Below are 15,681 nucleotides of genomic sequence, written 5' to 3'. Positions count from 1 at the left end.
GGAGAGAACCTCCACCGATCTTGCCCGCCGGTTCGACGTCATCCGGGTGGAAGATCTCCGCATCACGAACATGACCCGGTCGGCCCGAGGCACTGTCGAACAGCCGGGCCGGAATGTTCGGCAGAAAGCCGGACTGAACCGGGGCATCCTCGCCAACGGCTGGGGTCTGCTTGCCCGGCGGTTGGAACAGAAAGCACCCGGCCGGGTGGAGAAGATCCCGGCCGCCTACACCAGTCAGTGTTGCTCGTCCTGCGGGCATGTGGCGCCCGGGAACCGCGAGAGCCAAGCGGTGTTCCGGTGCGTCGCCTGCGGGCACACGGCCAACGCGGACGTGAACGCTGCATGCAACATCGCGGCTGGACGGGCCGTGACCGCGCGGGGAGGCGCAGCATTGGCCGCGAACCGCGAACCTCAACACTCCACGCCTCCTCTGGTGGATGGGTAGGAGTTGAAATCCCCCGCGTTCACGCGGGGGAGGACGTCAAGTTCGCGTTCCCTCCCGACACGACACGTCGGCGGCGAGCCCCTGTCCGAGGGTCACCCGGGGTCGGCTCTCGGCGCAACCTTCAGACGACCGCCGTTAGATGATCACGGTCCGGGTGCCCTCGGCGCGGTCGAGCAGGGCGATGCCCTCGTTGATGTCGTCCAGCCGGATCCGGCTGGACACCATGCCGCCGAGGTCGAGCCGGCCGGTCTCGGCCAGCCGGATGAACCTCGGCATGTCGCGCAGGATCTGGGCGCCGCCCACCACAGACCCGGCGAGGCGCTTGCCGGAGAAGATCGCCGAGATGGCCGGCAGGGTCAGGGTCGCGCTCGTGGACGGCATGCCGACCAGCGTGACCGCCCCCTGCTTACGTGCCATGTCGAAGGCCTGCACCATCAGGTTGGGCAGACCGACGACCTCGAAGCTGAAGTCCACCCCGCGCCCCTCGGTCAGCGCGCGCACCTGCTCGACCGGGTCGGCCTCCGCCGGGTCGACCACGTGGGTCGCGCCGACTCGCAGGCTGGCCTCACGGCGGGCGGGCACGAGGTCGATGCCGATGATGGTGGCCGCGCCGGAGATGCGCGCACCCTGGATCACCGACTGCCCGACCCCGCCACAGCCGATCACCGCGACGGACGAGCCGGGGGTCACGCCGGCGGTGATGAGCGCCGCGCCGAGCCCGGTGGTCACCCCGCAGCCGAGCAGCGCCAGCTCCTCGTCGGCCAGGTCGGTGTTGGTCGGCACGACCGAGGCCTCGTCGACCACCATCGCCTCGGCGAACGTGCCGCAGCCGCACACGGCGGCCGCCGTGCGGCCGTCGGCCAGCGTGAACCGCGGCGCCGCCTTGACCGGCCCGCCGAGCTCGCAGTGGTTGGACATGCCGTTGACGCACCACCAGCAGGTGCCGCAGGCCGGCGACACGGCGGCGAGCACCCGCTGGCCCACCTTCACCCGGCGGACCTCGGAGCCCACCTCCTCGACCACACCGCACGCCTCGTGACCGGGAACGATCGGCAGCGGCAGCGGCGAGTGCCCGTTGATGACGTGGAGGTCGGTGTGGCAGATACCGCTCGCGGCGATGCGCACGAGCACATCCCGCGGGCCTACGGCGGGCTGGTCGAGATCCTCGACGACCAGCGGCTTCTCGGCCTCGTACGCGACAGCGACCCGCACTGGCGATCMTCCCATCAGCACCGCCGGCCCAGGGACCGTGAGGGGGCCGCGCGCAACGCCGAGGGTATTTCAGTAACCGCTCACTCCACAAGAGGTCCACCAGCAGCTCTGTTCTGCATTGCGATCAGCCCCGCACGAGGCAGGTAAGTATGTGAGCACCCTGTTAGCATGGCGCCCTACGGATCCGTCCCATGGCGTGCCGGGCCCGGCGCGACGACGTCGATCGTGAGGTTTTCGTGGGATCGTTGGATGGCCGCGTAGCAATCGTCACCGGCGCCAGTCGCGGTATCGGGTCGCGCATCGCAGCGCGCCTGGCCGCGGAGGGGGCGGCGGTCGCTCTGGTCGCGCGCACGGTCGACGCCGGTACTTCCCGGCTGCCAGGCTCGATCACCGAAGTGATCGAGAACATCAAGGCCGGCGGCGGTCACGCCGTCGCCATTCCCGCCGATCTCACCGCGCCCGACGACGTCGAGACGATCATCGAACGTGCGGAGGCAGCCGTCGGCCCGGCGGACATTCTGGTCAACAACGCCGGGGTCAATTTCTACGGACCTGCGCTCGACATCCCGCCACGCCGTTACAGGCTGATGTTCCAGATGATGGTCCACACCCCGTTCCGGCTCTGCCAGCTCGTGGTTCCCGGGATGGTCAGCCGCGGGCAGGGCTGGATCGTGAACATCACGTCCAAGCAGGCCCGGCACCCGATCGGCCCGCCCTACCCGGAGTGGGCCAGCGACGGGTGCGTCCCCTACGGCATGTGCAAGGCCGCGCTGGACCGCCTGACCACCGGCCTGGCCGCGGAGCTCGAGGGCACCGGGGTGGCGGTGAACGCGCTCGGGACGTCCGGGCTGGTCATGACGCCCGGTGTCGCCGCCGTCTCGCCGCACACTCCGGACAACGCCCCGGTGGAACCGGACGAGGCCATGGCCGACGCGGCCCTGCTGCTGTGCAGCGGGAACCCCGCGGAGCTGACCGGGCGGATCACCTACAGCATGGAATACCTTGGCAGGCCGTTCCCGGACGGGCCGTGGGCCCTGTCCGCCACGTTCTGACCAGCGACCACAACCTGATCAGAGAACACCACTGATCAGAGGCCACCACGCTTTCCGACCGGCCCGGCGGCAGGGCTGCCGCCGGGCCACGAGTGAAGGAGGACCCGTGCGTATCGAGGTCGACCCGGACCGGTGCGAGGGGCACGCTCGCTGCTGGGACATCAGCCCCAGCGTCTTCGAGCTGGACGAGCAGGGCCACGGGACGGTCATCCTGCCGGAGGTCCCGGCGGAGCTGGCCGAGCAGGCGGCGGACGCCGCCCGCAACTGCCCGGAGCGTGCGATCACCGTCAGCGACTGAGGTCGCCAGACCGGAGATGCCCGTCGGCACGTGACGTGCCGGCGGGCTTCTTCGGGTCTGCGCGGACCGCGGTCCCGGCCGGTGTCCGCCTCAGCTGGCGTCGAGCGTCCCCATCAGCAGATGGGTGTCCTGCTGGAAGACACGGATCTCGCGGACCAGTCCGCCCGTCACCGTGAACAGCTCGACCACGTCCACCGTCGCCGAGCGGCCGGTGGACTTCGCCGTCCAGGTCTGGGTGGTCTGCTGGACGACCAGCTCACCGCACCCGACGATCCTGGGTGGGCTGATGACGCGGCTCCAGTACCTGCCGAACTCGGCGCCCATCCGCTGCGCGCCGGCGTGGCCCTCGTACCAGCCGCCGTGCGGCAGGGACGCCGGCTGCTGCATCCGGATCTCCGGGTCGAACAGCGCGAACGCGCCGTCCATGTCCGCGGAGAGGAACCGCCGCGCCAGCTCCTCGACGAGCGCGGCGGAGTCCCTGGGGTCGAACTCCGACTCGGTCGCCTTCTCCTCGGCGCCCACGTCACTTCCCAGCCGGGGCGGACTCGCCGGCCTGCGCGGCCCTGCGCTCCCGGTACGCCTGGATCGTCTCGGTGAAACCGTGGTGCAGGTGCTGCGGAGCCGGCTCGTTACGCCCGAACACCACCGTGTCGACGATCCCGGCCCGGATGCCGGGCTCCGTGCGGCCGGCGACCCAGAAGTCCTCGCCGTCCACCACCGTCTCGCAGATCCACGGCGCCATGTCGACGGCCTTGGCCCGCTCCTCGGGGGACAGCCCGGGACGCAGGTAGACCGAGTGCAGGACCCGCGACGTGCTGCTGTCGACGGGCAGGATCTGCCACAGCTCGACGTGCCGGCTGTCGAAGGTCAGGCAGGTGTTGGGGAACAGCGAGTACTGCGGGCTGAAGTGCTGTGTGACGTCGCCCCACTCGCTCTCCGGGGTGTCCCGCAGCGCGTCGATGGAACGCAGCGCCGAGGCGTTGCGCAGGTGCCGCCCGAGCGGGTCGAAGGTCAGCACCCCTCCGTAGGCGTAGGTGCGCAGCGTCTTCCGGTGCAGATAGTTGAAGTGGTAGTTCTCCCGGAAGGTGTCGAGGGTGACCTTCCAGTTCGCGGCGACCTCGTGCGGGTGCGGCTCGCTGTGCTGCTCCCAGTCGGCGAAGTCCAGCATCTCGAGCTCGCCCGCGAGCTCCGGGCCGAGGTAGTCGTCGATGTCGAGCGGCTGGCCGGGGCGCAGCCGCCCGACGATGAGCCCGTAGCCCTCGGCGACCGGGAGCTCGACAAGGCCCTTGTCCTCCAGGCACATCCCCTCGAAGTACTCCGACGAGGGCACCCCGACCAGCCTGCCCTCGTTGTCGTAGCTCCAGGAGTGGAACGGACAGCTGAACCGCGCGGCCTTGCCCGCGCCGTCGACGAGCCGCACGCCGCGGTGGCGGCAGACGTTCGTCAGTGCCCGGACCTGGCCCCTGGCGTCCCTGGTCAGCAGGATCGGCGTCCCGAGGATGTCGACCGTCCGGTAGGAGTCCGGCCCGACGAGAGCGCCCGAAAGGCCCAGCACGAGCGGCTGGTCGAGGAAGAGCGCCTCGACCTCCTCGCGGTAGTGCTCGGCCGAGTAGATGTCCGTGGACACCTCGAGGACCGACTCGGCCTGGTCGGTGGTCCGGTTCTCGACGTGCTCGATCAGCCGGCGCACCAGCTCGTGGTCAAAAGCCTCTCTGTCCACGGTCACTCCCATCGTTCTGAAAGATTCTCCGCGGGTGCTGAATCCCGTGACCGGAACGAGGCCGCGGTCGTGATGATTCCAGCCGGTGCCGCCAGCCGGCGACTCCCGTCCGGGAGACGCCGACCGAGCTCACAGCGTGATGGTCGCCGGGTCAGCAGGCGTGAAGTTGTAGACGCGGGCCGCGTTCCCGATCGTGATCTTGTGCTGGACCTCGTCGGAAAGGTGCCMGAGCCAGCCGCCGGCCAGCTTCACGGTGTCCGGCCAGGTGGAGTCCGAGTGCGGGTAGTCGCACTCGAGCATCACATTGTCCTCACCGATGATGTCGAGCAGGCGGACGCCGGCCTGGTCCTCGATGAAGGTGCCGAAAACGTGGTCGGCGAAGAGCTGGCGAATGTTGGTGTCGAGGTTGAACTTCGCCTCGCCCTTGGCCTCGCCGCGCTCGTGGGAGGCGTTCATGTCGATATCGAACCGCGACGCCCAGAACCGCTGCTTGTCGATGACCTGCTCAGCCCGCTCCAGGAAGTACGGAATCCAGCCGATCGAGCCCTCGGAAAGAGCGATCTTGAGGTTCGGGAACCGGTCGAAAATGCCACTGAACAGCCAGTCCAGCAACGTGCCGGCCTGGTTCGCCGCCGCCGAGTAGRCCATGAAGGCCAGCGTCGGCATGTCCGGCGAGGTGCGGATCAGGTTGGACGACGACCCGACGTGCATCGAGATCACGTAGCCGGTCTCGTCGCAGGCCTCGAACATCGGCTCCCAGAAGTCGGTGTGGATCGACGGGAGACCGAGCTTGGTCGGGTTCTCCGAGAAGGCGATCGAGCGGCCGCCGCGGGCCGCCGTCCGCCGGATCTCGGCCGCCGCGGCCACCGGGTCCCACAGCGGAATGATCATCATGGGGATGAAGCGGCCGGGGTAGGCCGCGCCGAACTCCTCCAGGATGAAGTCGTTCCACGCCTGGACGCAGAGCAGCCCGAGCTCCTTGTCCTTGGCCTCGTGGAAGACCTGGCCGCAGTACCGCGGGAACGACGGGAACAGGATCGACGACAGCACGTTGCCCTGGTTCATGTCGGCCACCCGGGCCGCGGGCTCGTAGCAGCCGGGGCGCATGTCCTCGTACGAGATCGGCTCCGGCGAGAACTCCTCGCGGGTCTTGCCCGCCACGGCGTTCAGGCCGGTGGTGACGATCTGGCGGTCCTCGTAGACCCAGAACTCCGACTTACCGTCCCGCACGATGCGGGGCCCGGTGTCGCGCCAGCGCTGTGGCAGGCGCTCCTGCCACAGCCGCGCCGGCTCGATGAGGTGGTCGTCGACCGAAATGAACCAGCTGAACGACACAAGTCCTCCCTGACTTCGGCGCAAGAAAGCGAACGCTCACGTATATGGTAGCTCAGCGCGCAGCCGGAGCACCAGTGAAGCCGCCGGGCTGGTCGACGAACGGTCCGCTACCTGCGCCAACGCCGCGGGCGGGCCCGGCCGGCGCGGGGACCAGCCCGCCGGCCGGGCCGCCAGGCCCGCCAGTCCGCCTACTCGGTGAGCGGTCTACTCGGTGAGCGGGTCGTCCGCCGGCTCGGCGAACCGCGCGGCGAGACGGGCACGGTGCGCGGCGGGCGCGCCGAACAGCGCCCGGCCCAGCAGCGCCCGCTTGAGGTAGACGTGGACGCCGCCCTCCCAGGTGTACCCGATGCCGCCGTGAAGCTGCATGGCCCGGCCGGCGACGTCGACGGCCGCGACACAGACGTAGGACTTCGCCCGCGACACGGCCACCCCGGCCTGCGGGTCGTCGGACGCCACCGCGGCCACCCCCGCCGCCAGCAGCTCCCGGCCCACCGAGATCCGCACGAACATGTCGGCGCAGGCGTGCTTCACCGCCTGGAACGACCCGATCGGACGTCCGAACTGCCGCCGGGTGCCGGCGTAGTCGACGGTGGCCTCGAGCATCGCCTCGGCCAGGCCGAGGCAGTCGCAGGCCACGGCCAGCGCCGCGCGGTCCAGCAGGCGACGGACGGACTCCTGCGGGTCCGTTCCGAACTGCCACACTGACCCGGCGTCGACCACCGCGCCGTCCACGGTGACGGCGCCCAGGCTGCGGGTCTCGTCGACGACCGGCTGCCCGGTGACGGTGACCCCGGGGTCGTCCGGGCGGACCCGCACCACCACGGGCACGCCCGTCGGGTCGAGGGCCACCAGGAGCAGCTGGTCGGCCTCGGCCGCGTCGAGCACGAAGCCGGCGGTGCCGTCGACCCGCGCCCCCCCGCCGGCACCGGGCGCGTCGCCGGGCGTCGCCGGGCGGACGTGGAACGGGATGGTGACGTCGTCACCGGCCGGCAGCGCGACGGCGAGGCGCTGCTCGCCGGCGGCCACCGCGGCCAGCAGTTCGTCCCGGCCGGCGCCGGGCTCGAGCAGGCGCAGCGCGCCGACCCCGAGCACGGCCGAGCCGAGGTAGCCGCTGCTGGCGGCGGCCCGGCCGATCTCGTGCAGCACGACCGCGACCTCGGCGAAGGTCGCGCCGGCGCCGTCGAGCTCCTCGGGCACCTCCAGCCCCAGCCAACCCGAGCCGGCCAGCAGCGACCAGTCGACCGGGACGGGCGCCTCGTCGTCGCCGGTGCGGCCGGCGGTCTTGCGGAGCATGTCGCGCGCCACGTCACGCAGCTCGCGGTGCAGCTCGCGCAGGTCGTCCACATCCTGCGGCGTGCTCGCGCCCGCGGCGCCCGCAGTGCCCGGACCGGCGCTCATGCCGGCACCACCGGCTCACGGGGCAGGCCGAGCCCGCGCTCACCGATGATCGTGCGCTGGATCTCGCTCGTGCCGCCGGGGATCGTCCACTCCCAGGAACCGATGAAGTCCAGCACCCAGGCCCCCGACTCCCAGCCGCTGGACGCCGGCTTGCGCAGCTCGGTGTGTGCCGGCAGCCCGGCGACCTCGACCGCGAAGTCCATCGTCCGCTGGAGCAGCTCGCTGTAGTAGAGCTTGACGACCGAGGCGTCCGCCGGACCGGCGGTGCCGGCCTCGTGCCGCTCGACCAGCCCCAGACACAGCGCCCGCAGGCCGGCGATCTCGGTCTCCAGCTCGGCGAGACGGTCCTGCACCCGCGGATCGTCGACGAGCCGCCCCCCGCCGGGTGCCGGCCCCCGGCACGCCTCGACCAGCCAGCGGAACCCGGCGTTGCCCAGCCGTTCGGCCAGTTCGAGCATCGTCATCCCCCGCTCGGCGCTGAGCGTCGCCTGGGCCACCTGCCAGCCCTGGTTCACCGGGCCGACCAGGTTCTCGGCCGGGATCACCACCCCGTTGAGGAAGATCTCGCAGAAGTGCGACTCGCCGGCCGCGTTGCGCACCGGACGGACGTCCAGCCCGGGTGAGCGCATGTCCATCAGGAAGTAGGAGATCCCGCGCCGTTTGGGCGCGGCGGGATCGGTGCGGGCCAGCAGCAGGCACCAGTCGGCGTGCGCGGCGCCGCTGGCCCACAGCTTCTGCCCGTCGACGACGAAGCCGTCACCCTCGCGACGCGCGGTGGTGCGCAGGCCGGCCAGGTCGGATCCGGCCTCGGGCTCGGAGAAGCCCTGCACCCAGATCTCGCCGTCGAGGATCGCGGGCAGGTGCCGCGCCCGCTGCTCGTCGGTGCCCGCGGCGAGCAGCGTCGAGGCGGCATGGTGGATGGAGACGAAGCCGAGCACCAGTCGCGGCGCGTCGTGGGCCGCCAGCTCCTGGTACAGCACCACCTGCTGGGCGGCCGGCATGCCGCCGCCCCACTCGGCGGGCCAGTGCGGGACGGCGTAGCCGCCCGTGCGCAGCTCCTGGAACCAGGCCTGCTGGAAGGCCACGAACTCGGCGTCGCCGGCGACCGTCTGCGCGCGCCGCCAGTCGGCCGGCACGTGCTCCCGGCACCAGCGGCGGACCTCGGCGCGGAACTCCGCCAGGTCCTCGGTGGACGTGTTCATCGCGGCTGCCCCTCCTCACCGGAACCCGCTGCGGAACCCGCGCCGGCACGGGCGGCGGCTCCCGCGGCTCCCGCGGGCCCGGCGAACGGACCGGACAGGCCCGCCCGGCCGATCCGGCGGGTCAGGTGGTCACGGGTCGCCGACAGGCTGAGCGGATGGCGGCGCACGGGCTGGCTGTACCGGGAGATCCACGACAGCGTCGTCTCGTCGCAGAAGCCCATCGCGCCGTGCAGCTGATGGGTCACCCGGAACACCAGGTCGGCCGCCTCCAGGGCGGCGTGCCGCAGCGCGAGCGCGTCCTCGACGGCGTCACCGTGGCCGGCCTGGACGCTCCACAGCGCGAACTTGGCCAGCTCCTCGACCCCGACCCGCTCGACCTCGGCGTCGGTCAGCTGGAACTGCACGCCCTGGAACCGGGCCAGCGGCTGGCCGAACTGCTGGCGGGCGAGGACGTGCGCCCGGGTCAGGTCGAGCGCCCGGTCGAGCATGCCGAGCAGCGTCCAGCACGGCAGCACCAGCGCGAGCGCGGCGTCCGCGCGGCCGTCGGCGGTGCCATCCTCCGTGCCGGTCCCGGTCCCGGTGGACGTCGCGACCGGCTCGGGGTCGAGCTCGGCGACGAACGCGCCGTAGCGGGGCCCCTCCGCCAGCGGGCGGGCGGTGGCCACGCCGCGGCGACCGTCCAGGGTGACCGTCGACCAGCGCTGGCCGGCCCCGGCGACCGCGGCCGCCGGGGCCGGGCCGGTGCCGACGCCGGCTCCGGTCCCGGCGGCGAGGACCAGGCCGGCCGTGGAGCCGTCCGCCGGCCGGCACAGCCGCTCGGCCAGCGGGTAGGGCAGCGCCCACCAGCCGGCGGCCCGGCACAGCGCGGCCGCGGCCTCCAGTTCGTCGCCGCCGGCGCGCGGGTCGAGCTCCCAGGCGCCGATCTCGTCCAGCAGCGGCTCGATCAGGCCGGCCCGCTTCTCCGGCTCCCGCTCGGCGGCCTGGACGAGCTCGTCGCCGCCGGCCGCCTCGAAGGCGCGCAGGGCCGTCCGACCGTACTCGGCGGCCTCGTCGCTCAGCTCGGTGTTCATGTCCGTGCTCGTGGCCGCGCCCAGGACGGCGGTCATGACGCCGCCAGCAGGGCGCGCGCCATCAGGATCCGCTGCATCTCCACGCTGCCCGAGGCCACGGTGGCCGACACCGAGTAGCGCCGGTGGTCGGCGACCGCGCGGCGGAACCGGCGGCCCGCCTCGTCGGGCAGGGACGCCTCGGCGACGATGTCCATGAGCACCTCCGCGCTCTCCTGGTCCAGCCGGGTCACCGCGATCCGGTAGGCGGCCGAGTCGTCGGGCCTGATCCGGCCGCTGGCCTGCAGTGCCACGACGCGGTAGGCGAGCAGCCGGGCCCGGCGGGCGTGCACGAGCATCCGGGCCCAGCGGCCGCGCAGCTCCTCGGGGAGCTTCTCCCACTGGTCACCGAGGGCGGTGGGAGCCTCGTGCAGCAGCCGCTCGACCCGGGCGTAGCGGGCGATCCCCACCCGTTCGAAGGCCAGCACCTCCTGGACGAGCGACCAGCCCTCGTCCACGGTGCCGAGGACGTCCGCCTCGGTCACCCGCAGCTCGTCGAAGAACACCTCGTTGAGGTGGTGCGGACCGATCATGCTGGCGATGGGACGGACCTCGATCGCGGGGTCGGACATCGGCACCAGGAAGACCGTGAGGCCCTGCTGCCGGCGGGCGCCCTTGGACGTCCGGGCCAGCAGGAAGCACCACTGCGCCATCGTGGCGTAGGAGGTCCAGACCTTCTGGCCGGTGACCCGCCAGCCGCCGCCGTCGCGGCGGGCGGTGGTGCGCAGGGAGGCGAGGTCGGAGCCCGCCTCGGGCTCGCTGAAGCCCTGGCACCAGATGACCTCTCCGCGAGAGATCGGAGGCAGGTGGCGGGCCTGCTGCTCGGCCGTGCCGTGCCGCATGATCGTCGGGCCGACCCAGTTGACGCCCATGTACTGCGCGCCGCGCGGCTCGTGCAGGGCCCACATCTCCTCGCGGACGGCCATCTGCTCCCACGGCGACGACTCGCGCCCGCCGAACTCGCGGGGCCAGGCCATGCACAGCAGGCCGCGCTCCGCGAGGGTCCGGCAGAACGCCTGGGCGACCTCGAGGTCAGCGGGGTCGGCGGTGAAGGCACCGAGGAAGTCGGGTGGCACGTGCTCGCGGACCAGCTGACGAAGCTCCCGGCGCAGGGTCGCCACGCCCTCGCCCATCTCGTACTCCATGGACCGGAAAAGTAGTCCGAATCGCGTCAACCTTCAATACTTATAAGGATAACGAGCGGTATGCTCGCAGGGTGTCGATCAGCCGCCGCGGGCGCGTCTCGCAGGTTCGGATCGCCGAGACCGTCGCCGCGGCCCTGCGTGCGCGCATCCTCGCCGGCGACGGGACGGACGGATACCAGCTCCCGACCCAGGACCAGCTCGTCCAGGAGTTCGGGGTGAGCTATCCGTCCGTGCGGGAGGCCATCCGGATCCTGGAGACCGAGGGCCTGGTCACCGTGCGGCGCGGCAAGGTCGGCGGCGCCGAGGTGCACCGCCCCGACGAGGCGTCCGCCGCCTACCATCTCGGGCTCGCGTTGCAGGCCGGCCGGGTCACGCTGGGCGACCTGGCCACCGGGCTGCAGACCTTCGAGCCGCTGTGCGCCGCACAGTGCGCGGCGGCGCCGGACCGGCACGAGCGGATCGTCCCCGTGCTGCGGGCGAACGTCGAGGCCACGGCCGGGTTCGTGGGCACCGGCAGCGCGTTCACGCACGCCGCCCGCGAGTTCCACGAACTCGTCGTCGCGCTCACCCCGAACGCCACGATCCGCCACATCGTGAGCAGCCTGGTGGCGCTGTGGTCCGCCCAGGAACAGGCCTGGGCGGAGTCGGCCGCCAGCAGGGGCGCGTACCCCGCCGAGGTCGAGGCCGAGCAGGTCGTCCGCACGCACCGGCGGATCCTCACCGAGATCACGGCCGGCCGCGCGCCGGCGGCCGAGCGCATCACCCGCGCCCACCTCACCGCCTCACAGGCCTACCTCCTCGACCGGTTCGACGACAGCGTGGTCACCGTCACCGACGCGAGGTCCCGGCAGACGGACGCCGTCCCGAACCCCATCTGGCGCGTCTAGCCCGGGCGGTACGGCGCGCCCGGGCCAGCACGTCGAGCGTGGCCGGTCAGCGGGCCGTCCAGCCGCCGTCCACCGCGATGGTCTGGCCGGTCACGTACCGGCCCGCGTCGCTGACCAGCCACAGGACCGCGCCGAGGAAGTCCTCCACCCGGCCGTCGCCGGGCAGCGGGGTGTTCCGCCGCAGCCAGTTCTGGCCACGCTCGGTGTCGTAGAGGCTGTCGGTGATCTCGCTGCGGAAGAAGCCCGGGGCGATGGTGTTCACCCGGATCTCGTGCCGCGCCCACTGGACGGCCAGCTCGGCGGTGAGCCCGGACAGCCCCGCCTTGCTGGCCGCGTACGACGCCTGCGGGATGCCGGGGATGCCGACGATGCCGCTGATCGACGAGATGTTGACCACCGCGCCCCGCCCGGCCGCCTTCATGTGCGGGAACACCGCCTGGCTGAGCCGGAGCGGAGCCACCAGATTCAGCGCCAGGGTCCGGTTGATGGCGTCGATCGGCTCGCTCTCGGCGCGTTCCTCGGTGAGACGGGCCCCGGCGGCGTTCACCAGGATCTCCGGGCCACCGAGCTCGGCGGCGACCTGCGGCACCACGGCGTCGACCTGCGCGGGGTCGAGCAGGTCGGCGCCGACGGCCAGGCCGCCCAGCTCCTCCGCGAGCGCGAGGAGCCGGTCGCGGCGGCGCGCCACCACGGCCACCCGGGCGCCGGCGGCGGCCAGCGCGCGCGCGATGCCCGCACCGAGGCCGGACGACGCCCCGGTCACCACCGCGACCCGGTCCTTGAGGGCGAACAAGTCGAACAACCCGAACTGATCGGGAACCGCTGTCATGCGGTCACGATCCGTCCCGGACGCTCCTCGGTCAACTCATCGCCCTCGATCAGGACACGGCCGTTGACGAGGGTGTAGTCGTAGCCCCGCGCCCGCTGGACGAACCGGTTCGCGCCGTGCGGGAAGTCCGCGAGCATCTCGGGGGTGTCCAGGTCGAGGCGATCAAGATCGATCACGTTGACGTCGGCGAAGGCGCCGGGCTTCAGGACACCCCGGTCGGCGAGCCCGAACAGCTCGGCCCCCTCGGAGCTCAGCTTGCGCACCGCCGTGCCGACGTCGATCAGGCCCCTGTCACGCACCCAGTGCCGCAGCAGGAAGGTGGGCTGGCCCGCGTCCATGGTGAGCGCCACGTGCGCGCCGGCGTCCCCGACGCCGACGACGACGTCCGGATTCGTGATCATCGCGGCGACGGCGTCGAGGTCCTGGTTGAGCACCGGGTAGTAGAGCAGCCCGCGGCCGTCGGTCTCCAGGGTGCAGGCGAGGAACGCCGCCGCCGGGCTGACCCCGCGGCGAGCCGCCTCGGCCGCCAGGCTGTTACCCGGGTCGACGTCGTACCGCGCCGGGCCGGGCGGGAGCAGGTACAGCTTCGACGGGTCCTTCGGCGCCAGCGGGCCCGACAGCTCGACCGGGTTCTCCGCCTCCTCGACCAGCGCGCGGCGCACCTCGGCGTCGCGGAGCGCCGCCAGCCGCTCCGCCCACGGCTGCTCCATGAACTTCGCCCAGCCCGGCAGCGCGTCGTACGGCGTGCGGCCGACGAGCCCGTAGAGGATGCCGCTGCCCCGGGCCGCGGTCTGCGGACGCAGGTCGGCGCCGCGGCCGCGGGCGGCGGCCACCTCGTCCATCACCCAGGACCACAGGCCGGGCCGGCGGTCACTCTGCATGATCGCGAAGGTGAGCGGGCGCCCCGAGGCGCGGCTCACCTCCTCCATCCAGGCCAGCTCGGCGACGGAGTTCTGCCGCTCCGGTCCGTCCCGCTCGCCGATGCGGGGGACGACCTCGATCGTGCCGCGCCCGCGCGAGGCGAGGGCCCCGGCGATCGCGGCGAGCTCCGCCTCGAGGGCGTACGTGCCCGGCACGGCGCGGCCGTCCGGCACGGTGTGCATGAAGCTGCGGGACGTCGAGAAGCCGAGGGCGCCGCCGTCGATCGCCTCGCCGACGACCGCCGCCATCCTGGCGATGTCCTCGCCGGTGGCGGGGGCCTCGTCCAGGCTGCGCGCGCCCATGACGTAGTAGCGCAGCGCGCAGTGGCCGATCATGCCGCCGACGTTGACGCCGAGCTGCCGGCGGCCGAGCGCCTTCAGGTAGTCGCCGTAGCTCTCCCAGCTCCAGTCGATCCCGTCCATGATCGTGTCGGCCGGGATGTCCTCGACGGACTCCATCATCTCGGCGAGGTAACGCTGCTCGCCGGGCCGCACGGGCGCGAACGTGACGCCGCAGTTGCCCAGGACGATGCTGGTCACGCCGTGCCACGAGGACGGGCTGGCCACCGGGTCCCAGAAGAGCTGCGCGTCGAGGTGGGTGTGGATGTCGACGAATCCCGGGGTCACCAGGCGCCCGCGGGCGTCGATCCGGCGGCGGCCGGGTTCGCTCACCTCACCGACCGCGGTGATGCGCTCCCCGTCGATCGCCACGTCCGCGCGACGGGGCGGCGAACCCGTCCCGTCGACCACCTCGCCGCCATAGATCACGATGTCGTGCATGGCATCCGTTCCTCCGGTCCGCCGGACGGGCGGTCGACTGATGAGTAAGCCCTCATTCATCAAAAATGCTAGGGAGGCTGGCCGTGTCCCGTCAAGCGGCACGGACGCCGCTCGTGGATCGACGGAGCCGGGCACCCGCCGCCGACGACCCGCAGCCCACATGATCTACGACCGCCGAGCTGCGCCCGCCAGGCGGTGGCACGGACAACAATGTCACGGACGGCAGTGACGCACATGACACCGAAATCGCGAGGGCGCGGCGTTTCTCGGCGCCGGTGATTCACCCAGCTGAAGTAGTGTACGTTCATTCACTAGCTGTGGTACTAGGCGCGCCGGGAGGAACCATGGCCGAGCAGGTAGCCCACTCCCCCGACACCGCCGGGTCACAACGGCCTCGGCGGCTCACCGCCGAGGCCCGCAAGCGCTCGATCCTCAAGGCCGCCCGCCAGGCCTTCATCGAGACGGGCGACATGAACGGCACGACCATCAAGGCGATCGCCGAGCGTGGCGGAATCAGCGAAGGCGTGATCTACCGCCATTTCGAGAGCAAGGACCAGCTCTTCTACGAGGCCGTGGTCGAGCCGCTGCGCGAGGCCGTGGACGAGCTCGTCGCCGCGACCGAGGTCGTCGATCTCGAGGAGCCGCTGACCCCCGAGCGGCAGCTGCAGACGATGAACGGCCTCTACCGCCAGCTCATCTCCACCCTGGAGGAAGTCCTCCCGCTGCTGGGCCTGGTGCTCTTCGGCGACCCGAAGGTCGGCCGGCGGTTCTACCGCAAGCACTTCGCGGTCGCGATGGACCGGCTCGCCGATGCCTGGCGCGACGTCGAGGACCGCTACGGATTCGAGTTCGAGTCGCCCGACCTCTCCGCCCGCGCGGTGATGGGCATCGCCCTCGTCCTGGCCATGGAGAGCCGCCACAACGACCTGTTCAACCGCGATCGGGCGGTCGCCCTGATCAGCGAGAGCACGATCAAGGGCTTCTTCCCCGTCATCGAGCCCTCCCGCCGCCGGCGCTGACCCCACCCGGCCGGTCGCCCCACCTTGCCGGTCGCCCCACCTCCCAGCCGACGCCTGCGCCCGCTGCGGTGTCAGCGCCGAAGTGAGCTGTGTGTGCGATCAAGAGGATGACTGAGCCAGCTCGCTTCACTCGCCGGCCCCCGAGCGCCGGCGGACGGTCGGATGCCGGCCGGCCGCGCCAGCCCGGAATACCTGTGAGGGCATGGCCACCCCGGCTCGTCGAATCGCTCTGGCCAGCACCTGGCCCGACGATCTGGCACGTTGGTAGCAAGTAAGCACTCACATGGTTGATAAGGTCGACGACCAGTGCGGACCACACCAACGAAGATCAAT

15 protein-coding genes are annotated in these 15,681 nt (G+C 72.0%); 5 read left to right on the top strand and 10 right to left on the bottom strand.

The window, feature by feature from the left end; genetic code table 11:
• Window positions 1-445: RNA-guided endonuclease InsQ/TnpB family protein (locus BBK14_RS36375; protein ID WP_157904380.1), on the top strand; the 445-nt coding region annotated here is incomplete at its 5' end.
• Between the two features lie 135 nt (window positions 446-580).
• Here BBK14_RS36375 and BBK14_RS33540 read toward each other — a convergent pair.
• Window positions 581-1,657 (bottom strand): Zn-dependent alcohol dehydrogenase, encoded by a 1,077-nt coding sequence (locus BBK14_RS33540; RefSeq protein WP_071067139.1) that lies wholly within the window; start codon window positions 1,655-1,657, stop codon window positions 581-583.
• Window positions 1,658-1,893: 236 nt separating this feature from the next.
• Between BBK14_RS33540 and BBK14_RS33535 the strand changes: the two genes are divergently transcribed.
• Entirely contained in the window at window positions 1,894-2,709 is an 816-nt protein-coding gene (locus BBK14_RS33535) for an SDR family NAD(P)-dependent oxidoreductase (protein WP_071067146.1), read from the top strand.
• Between the two features lie 106 nt (window positions 2,710-2,815).
• A complete protein-coding gene (locus tag BBK14_RS33530; RefSeq protein ID WP_020464245.1) occupies window positions 2,816-3,007 on the top strand; it encodes a ferredoxin in 192 nt (63 codons plus the stop codon).
• Window positions 3,008-3,097: 90 nt separating this feature from the next.
• Here BBK14_RS33530 and BBK14_RS33525 read toward each other — a convergent pair whose 3' ends face one another.
• From BBK14_RS33525 to BBK14_RS33495, 7 genes are all read right to left on the bottom strand, one after another.
• Window positions 3,098-3,529: a nuclear transport factor 2 family protein gene (locus BBK14_RS33525; RefSeq protein WP_071067138.1), complete on the bottom strand. Its 432-nt coding sequence runs from the start codon at window positions 3,527-3,529 to the stop codon at window positions 3,098-3,100.
• A 1-nt stretch (window position 3,530) separates the two neighbouring features.
• A complete protein-coding gene (locus BBK14_RS33520) occupies window positions 3,531-4,727 on the bottom strand; it encodes an aromatic ring-hydroxylating oxygenase subunit alpha (protein WP_071067145.1) in 1,197 nt (398 codons plus the stop codon).
• A 129-nt stretch (window positions 4,728-4,856) separates the two neighbouring features.
• Window positions 4,857-6,062 carry an amidohydrolase family protein gene (locus tag BBK14_RS33515; protein ID WP_071067137.1) on the bottom strand — a complete coding sequence of 402 codons (1,206 nt, stop codon included), beginning with the start codon at window positions 6,060-6,062 and terminating at the stop codon, window positions 4,857-4,859.
• A gap of 204 nt (window positions 6,063-6,266) precedes the next feature.
• The gene (locus tag BBK14_RS33510; RefSeq protein WP_071067136.1) at window positions 6,267-7,460 is read right to left on the bottom strand and encodes an acyl-CoA dehydrogenase family protein; all 1,194 of its coding nucleotides are present in this window, start codon (window positions 7,458-7,460) and stop codon (window positions 6,267-6,269) included.
• Window positions 7,457-8,662, bottom strand: coding sequence for an acyl-CoA dehydrogenase family protein (locus tag BBK14_RS33505; protein WP_020464250.1), 1,206 nt, complete (start codon window positions 8,660-8,662; stop codon window positions 7,457-7,459). The genes BBK14_RS33510 and BBK14_RS33505 overlap by 4 nt, the downstream gene beginning before the upstream one ends.
• On the bottom strand, window positions 8,659-9,768 hold the full coding sequence (locus tag BBK14_RS33500) for an acyl-CoA dehydrogenase family protein (RefSeq protein ID WP_071067135.1): 1,110 nt from the start codon (window positions 9,766-9,768) through the stop codon (window positions 8,659-8,661). The genes BBK14_RS33505 and BBK14_RS33500 overlap by 4 nt, the downstream gene beginning before the upstream one ends.
• On the bottom strand, window positions 9,765-10,901 hold the full coding sequence (locus tag BBK14_RS33495) for an acyl-CoA dehydrogenase family protein (protein ID WP_241832061.1): 1,137 nt from the start codon (window positions 10,899-10,901) through the stop codon (window positions 9,765-9,767). Before BBK14_RS33495 ends, BBK14_RS33500 begins: the two co-directional genes overlap by 4 nt.
• Window positions 10,902-10,984: 83 nt before the next feature.
• On the opposite strand from BBK14_RS33495, the gene BBK14_RS33490 reads away from it, so the two are divergent.
• Complete coding sequence (locus BBK14_RS33490) at window positions 10,985-11,800, top strand: FadR/GntR family transcriptional regulator (protein ID WP_071067133.1); 816 nt, start codon at window positions 10,985-10,987, stop codon at window positions 11,798-11,800.
• Between the two features lie 46 nt (window positions 11,801-11,846).
• On the opposite strand, the gene BBK14_RS33485 is transcribed toward BBK14_RS33490, so the two are convergent.
• Both BBK14_RS33485 and BBK14_RS33480 read right to left on the bottom strand, forming a co-directional pair.
• On the bottom strand, window positions 11,847-12,629 hold the full coding sequence (locus tag BBK14_RS33485) for an SDR family NAD(P)-dependent oxidoreductase (protein ID WP_071067132.1): 783 nt from the start codon (window positions 12,627-12,629) through the stop codon (window positions 11,847-11,849).
• Window positions 12,626-14,329, bottom strand: coding sequence for an N-acyl-D-amino-acid deacylase family protein (locus BBK14_RS33480; RefSeq protein ID WP_071067131.1), 1,704 nt, complete (start codon window positions 14,327-14,329; stop codon window positions 12,626-12,628). The genes BBK14_RS33485 and BBK14_RS33480 overlap by 4 nt, the downstream gene beginning before the upstream one ends.
• 344 nt (window positions 14,330-14,673) lie before the next feature.
• Between BBK14_RS33480 and BBK14_RS33475 the strand changes: the two genes are divergently transcribed.
• On the top strand, window positions 14,674-15,348 hold the full coding sequence (locus BBK14_RS33475; RefSeq protein ID WP_020464256.1) for a TetR/AcrR family transcriptional regulator: 675 nt from the start codon (window positions 14,674-14,676) through the stop codon (window positions 15,346-15,348).
• Window positions 15,349-15,681 lie beyond the last annotated feature (333 nt).

Source organism: Parafrankia soli (assembly GCF_001854695.1).
In the GTDB taxonomy this organism is placed as follows: Bacteria; Actinomycetota; Actinomycetes; order Frankiales; family Frankiaceae; genus Parafrankia; species Parafrankia soli.
This window is presented reverse-complemented; position numbering and strand designations above follow the sequence as displayed.

Coding starts and splice junctions, on each gene's coding strand:
- BBK14_RS33510 (WP_071067136.1), bottom strand. CDS start 7,460: ATGAGCGCCGGTCCGGGCACTGCGGGCGCCGCGGGCGCGAGCACGCCG.
- BBK14_RS33505 (WP_020464250.1), bottom strand. CDS start 8,662: ATGAACACGTCCACCGAGGACCTGGCGGAGTTCCGCGCCGAGGTCCGC.
- BBK14_RS33500 (WP_071067135.1), bottom strand. CDS start 9,768: ATGACCGCCGTCCTGGGCGCGGCCACGAGCACGGACATGAACACCGAG.
- BBK14_RS33495 (WP_241832061.1), bottom strand. CDS start 10,901: ATGGGCGAGGGCGTGGCGACCCTGCGCCGGGAGCTTCGTCAGCTGGTC.
- BBK14_RS33485 (WP_071067132.1), bottom strand. CDS start 12,629: ATGACAGCGGTTCCCGATCAGTTCGGGTTGTTCGACTTGTTCGCCCTC.
- BBK14_RS33480 (WP_071067131.1), bottom strand. CDS start 14,329: ATGCACGACATCGTGATCTATGGCGGCGAGGTGGTCGACGGGACGGGT.
- BBK14_RS33475 (WP_020464256.1), top strand. CDS start 14,674: ATGGCCGAGCAGGTAGCCCACTCCCCCGACACCGCCGGGTCACAACGG.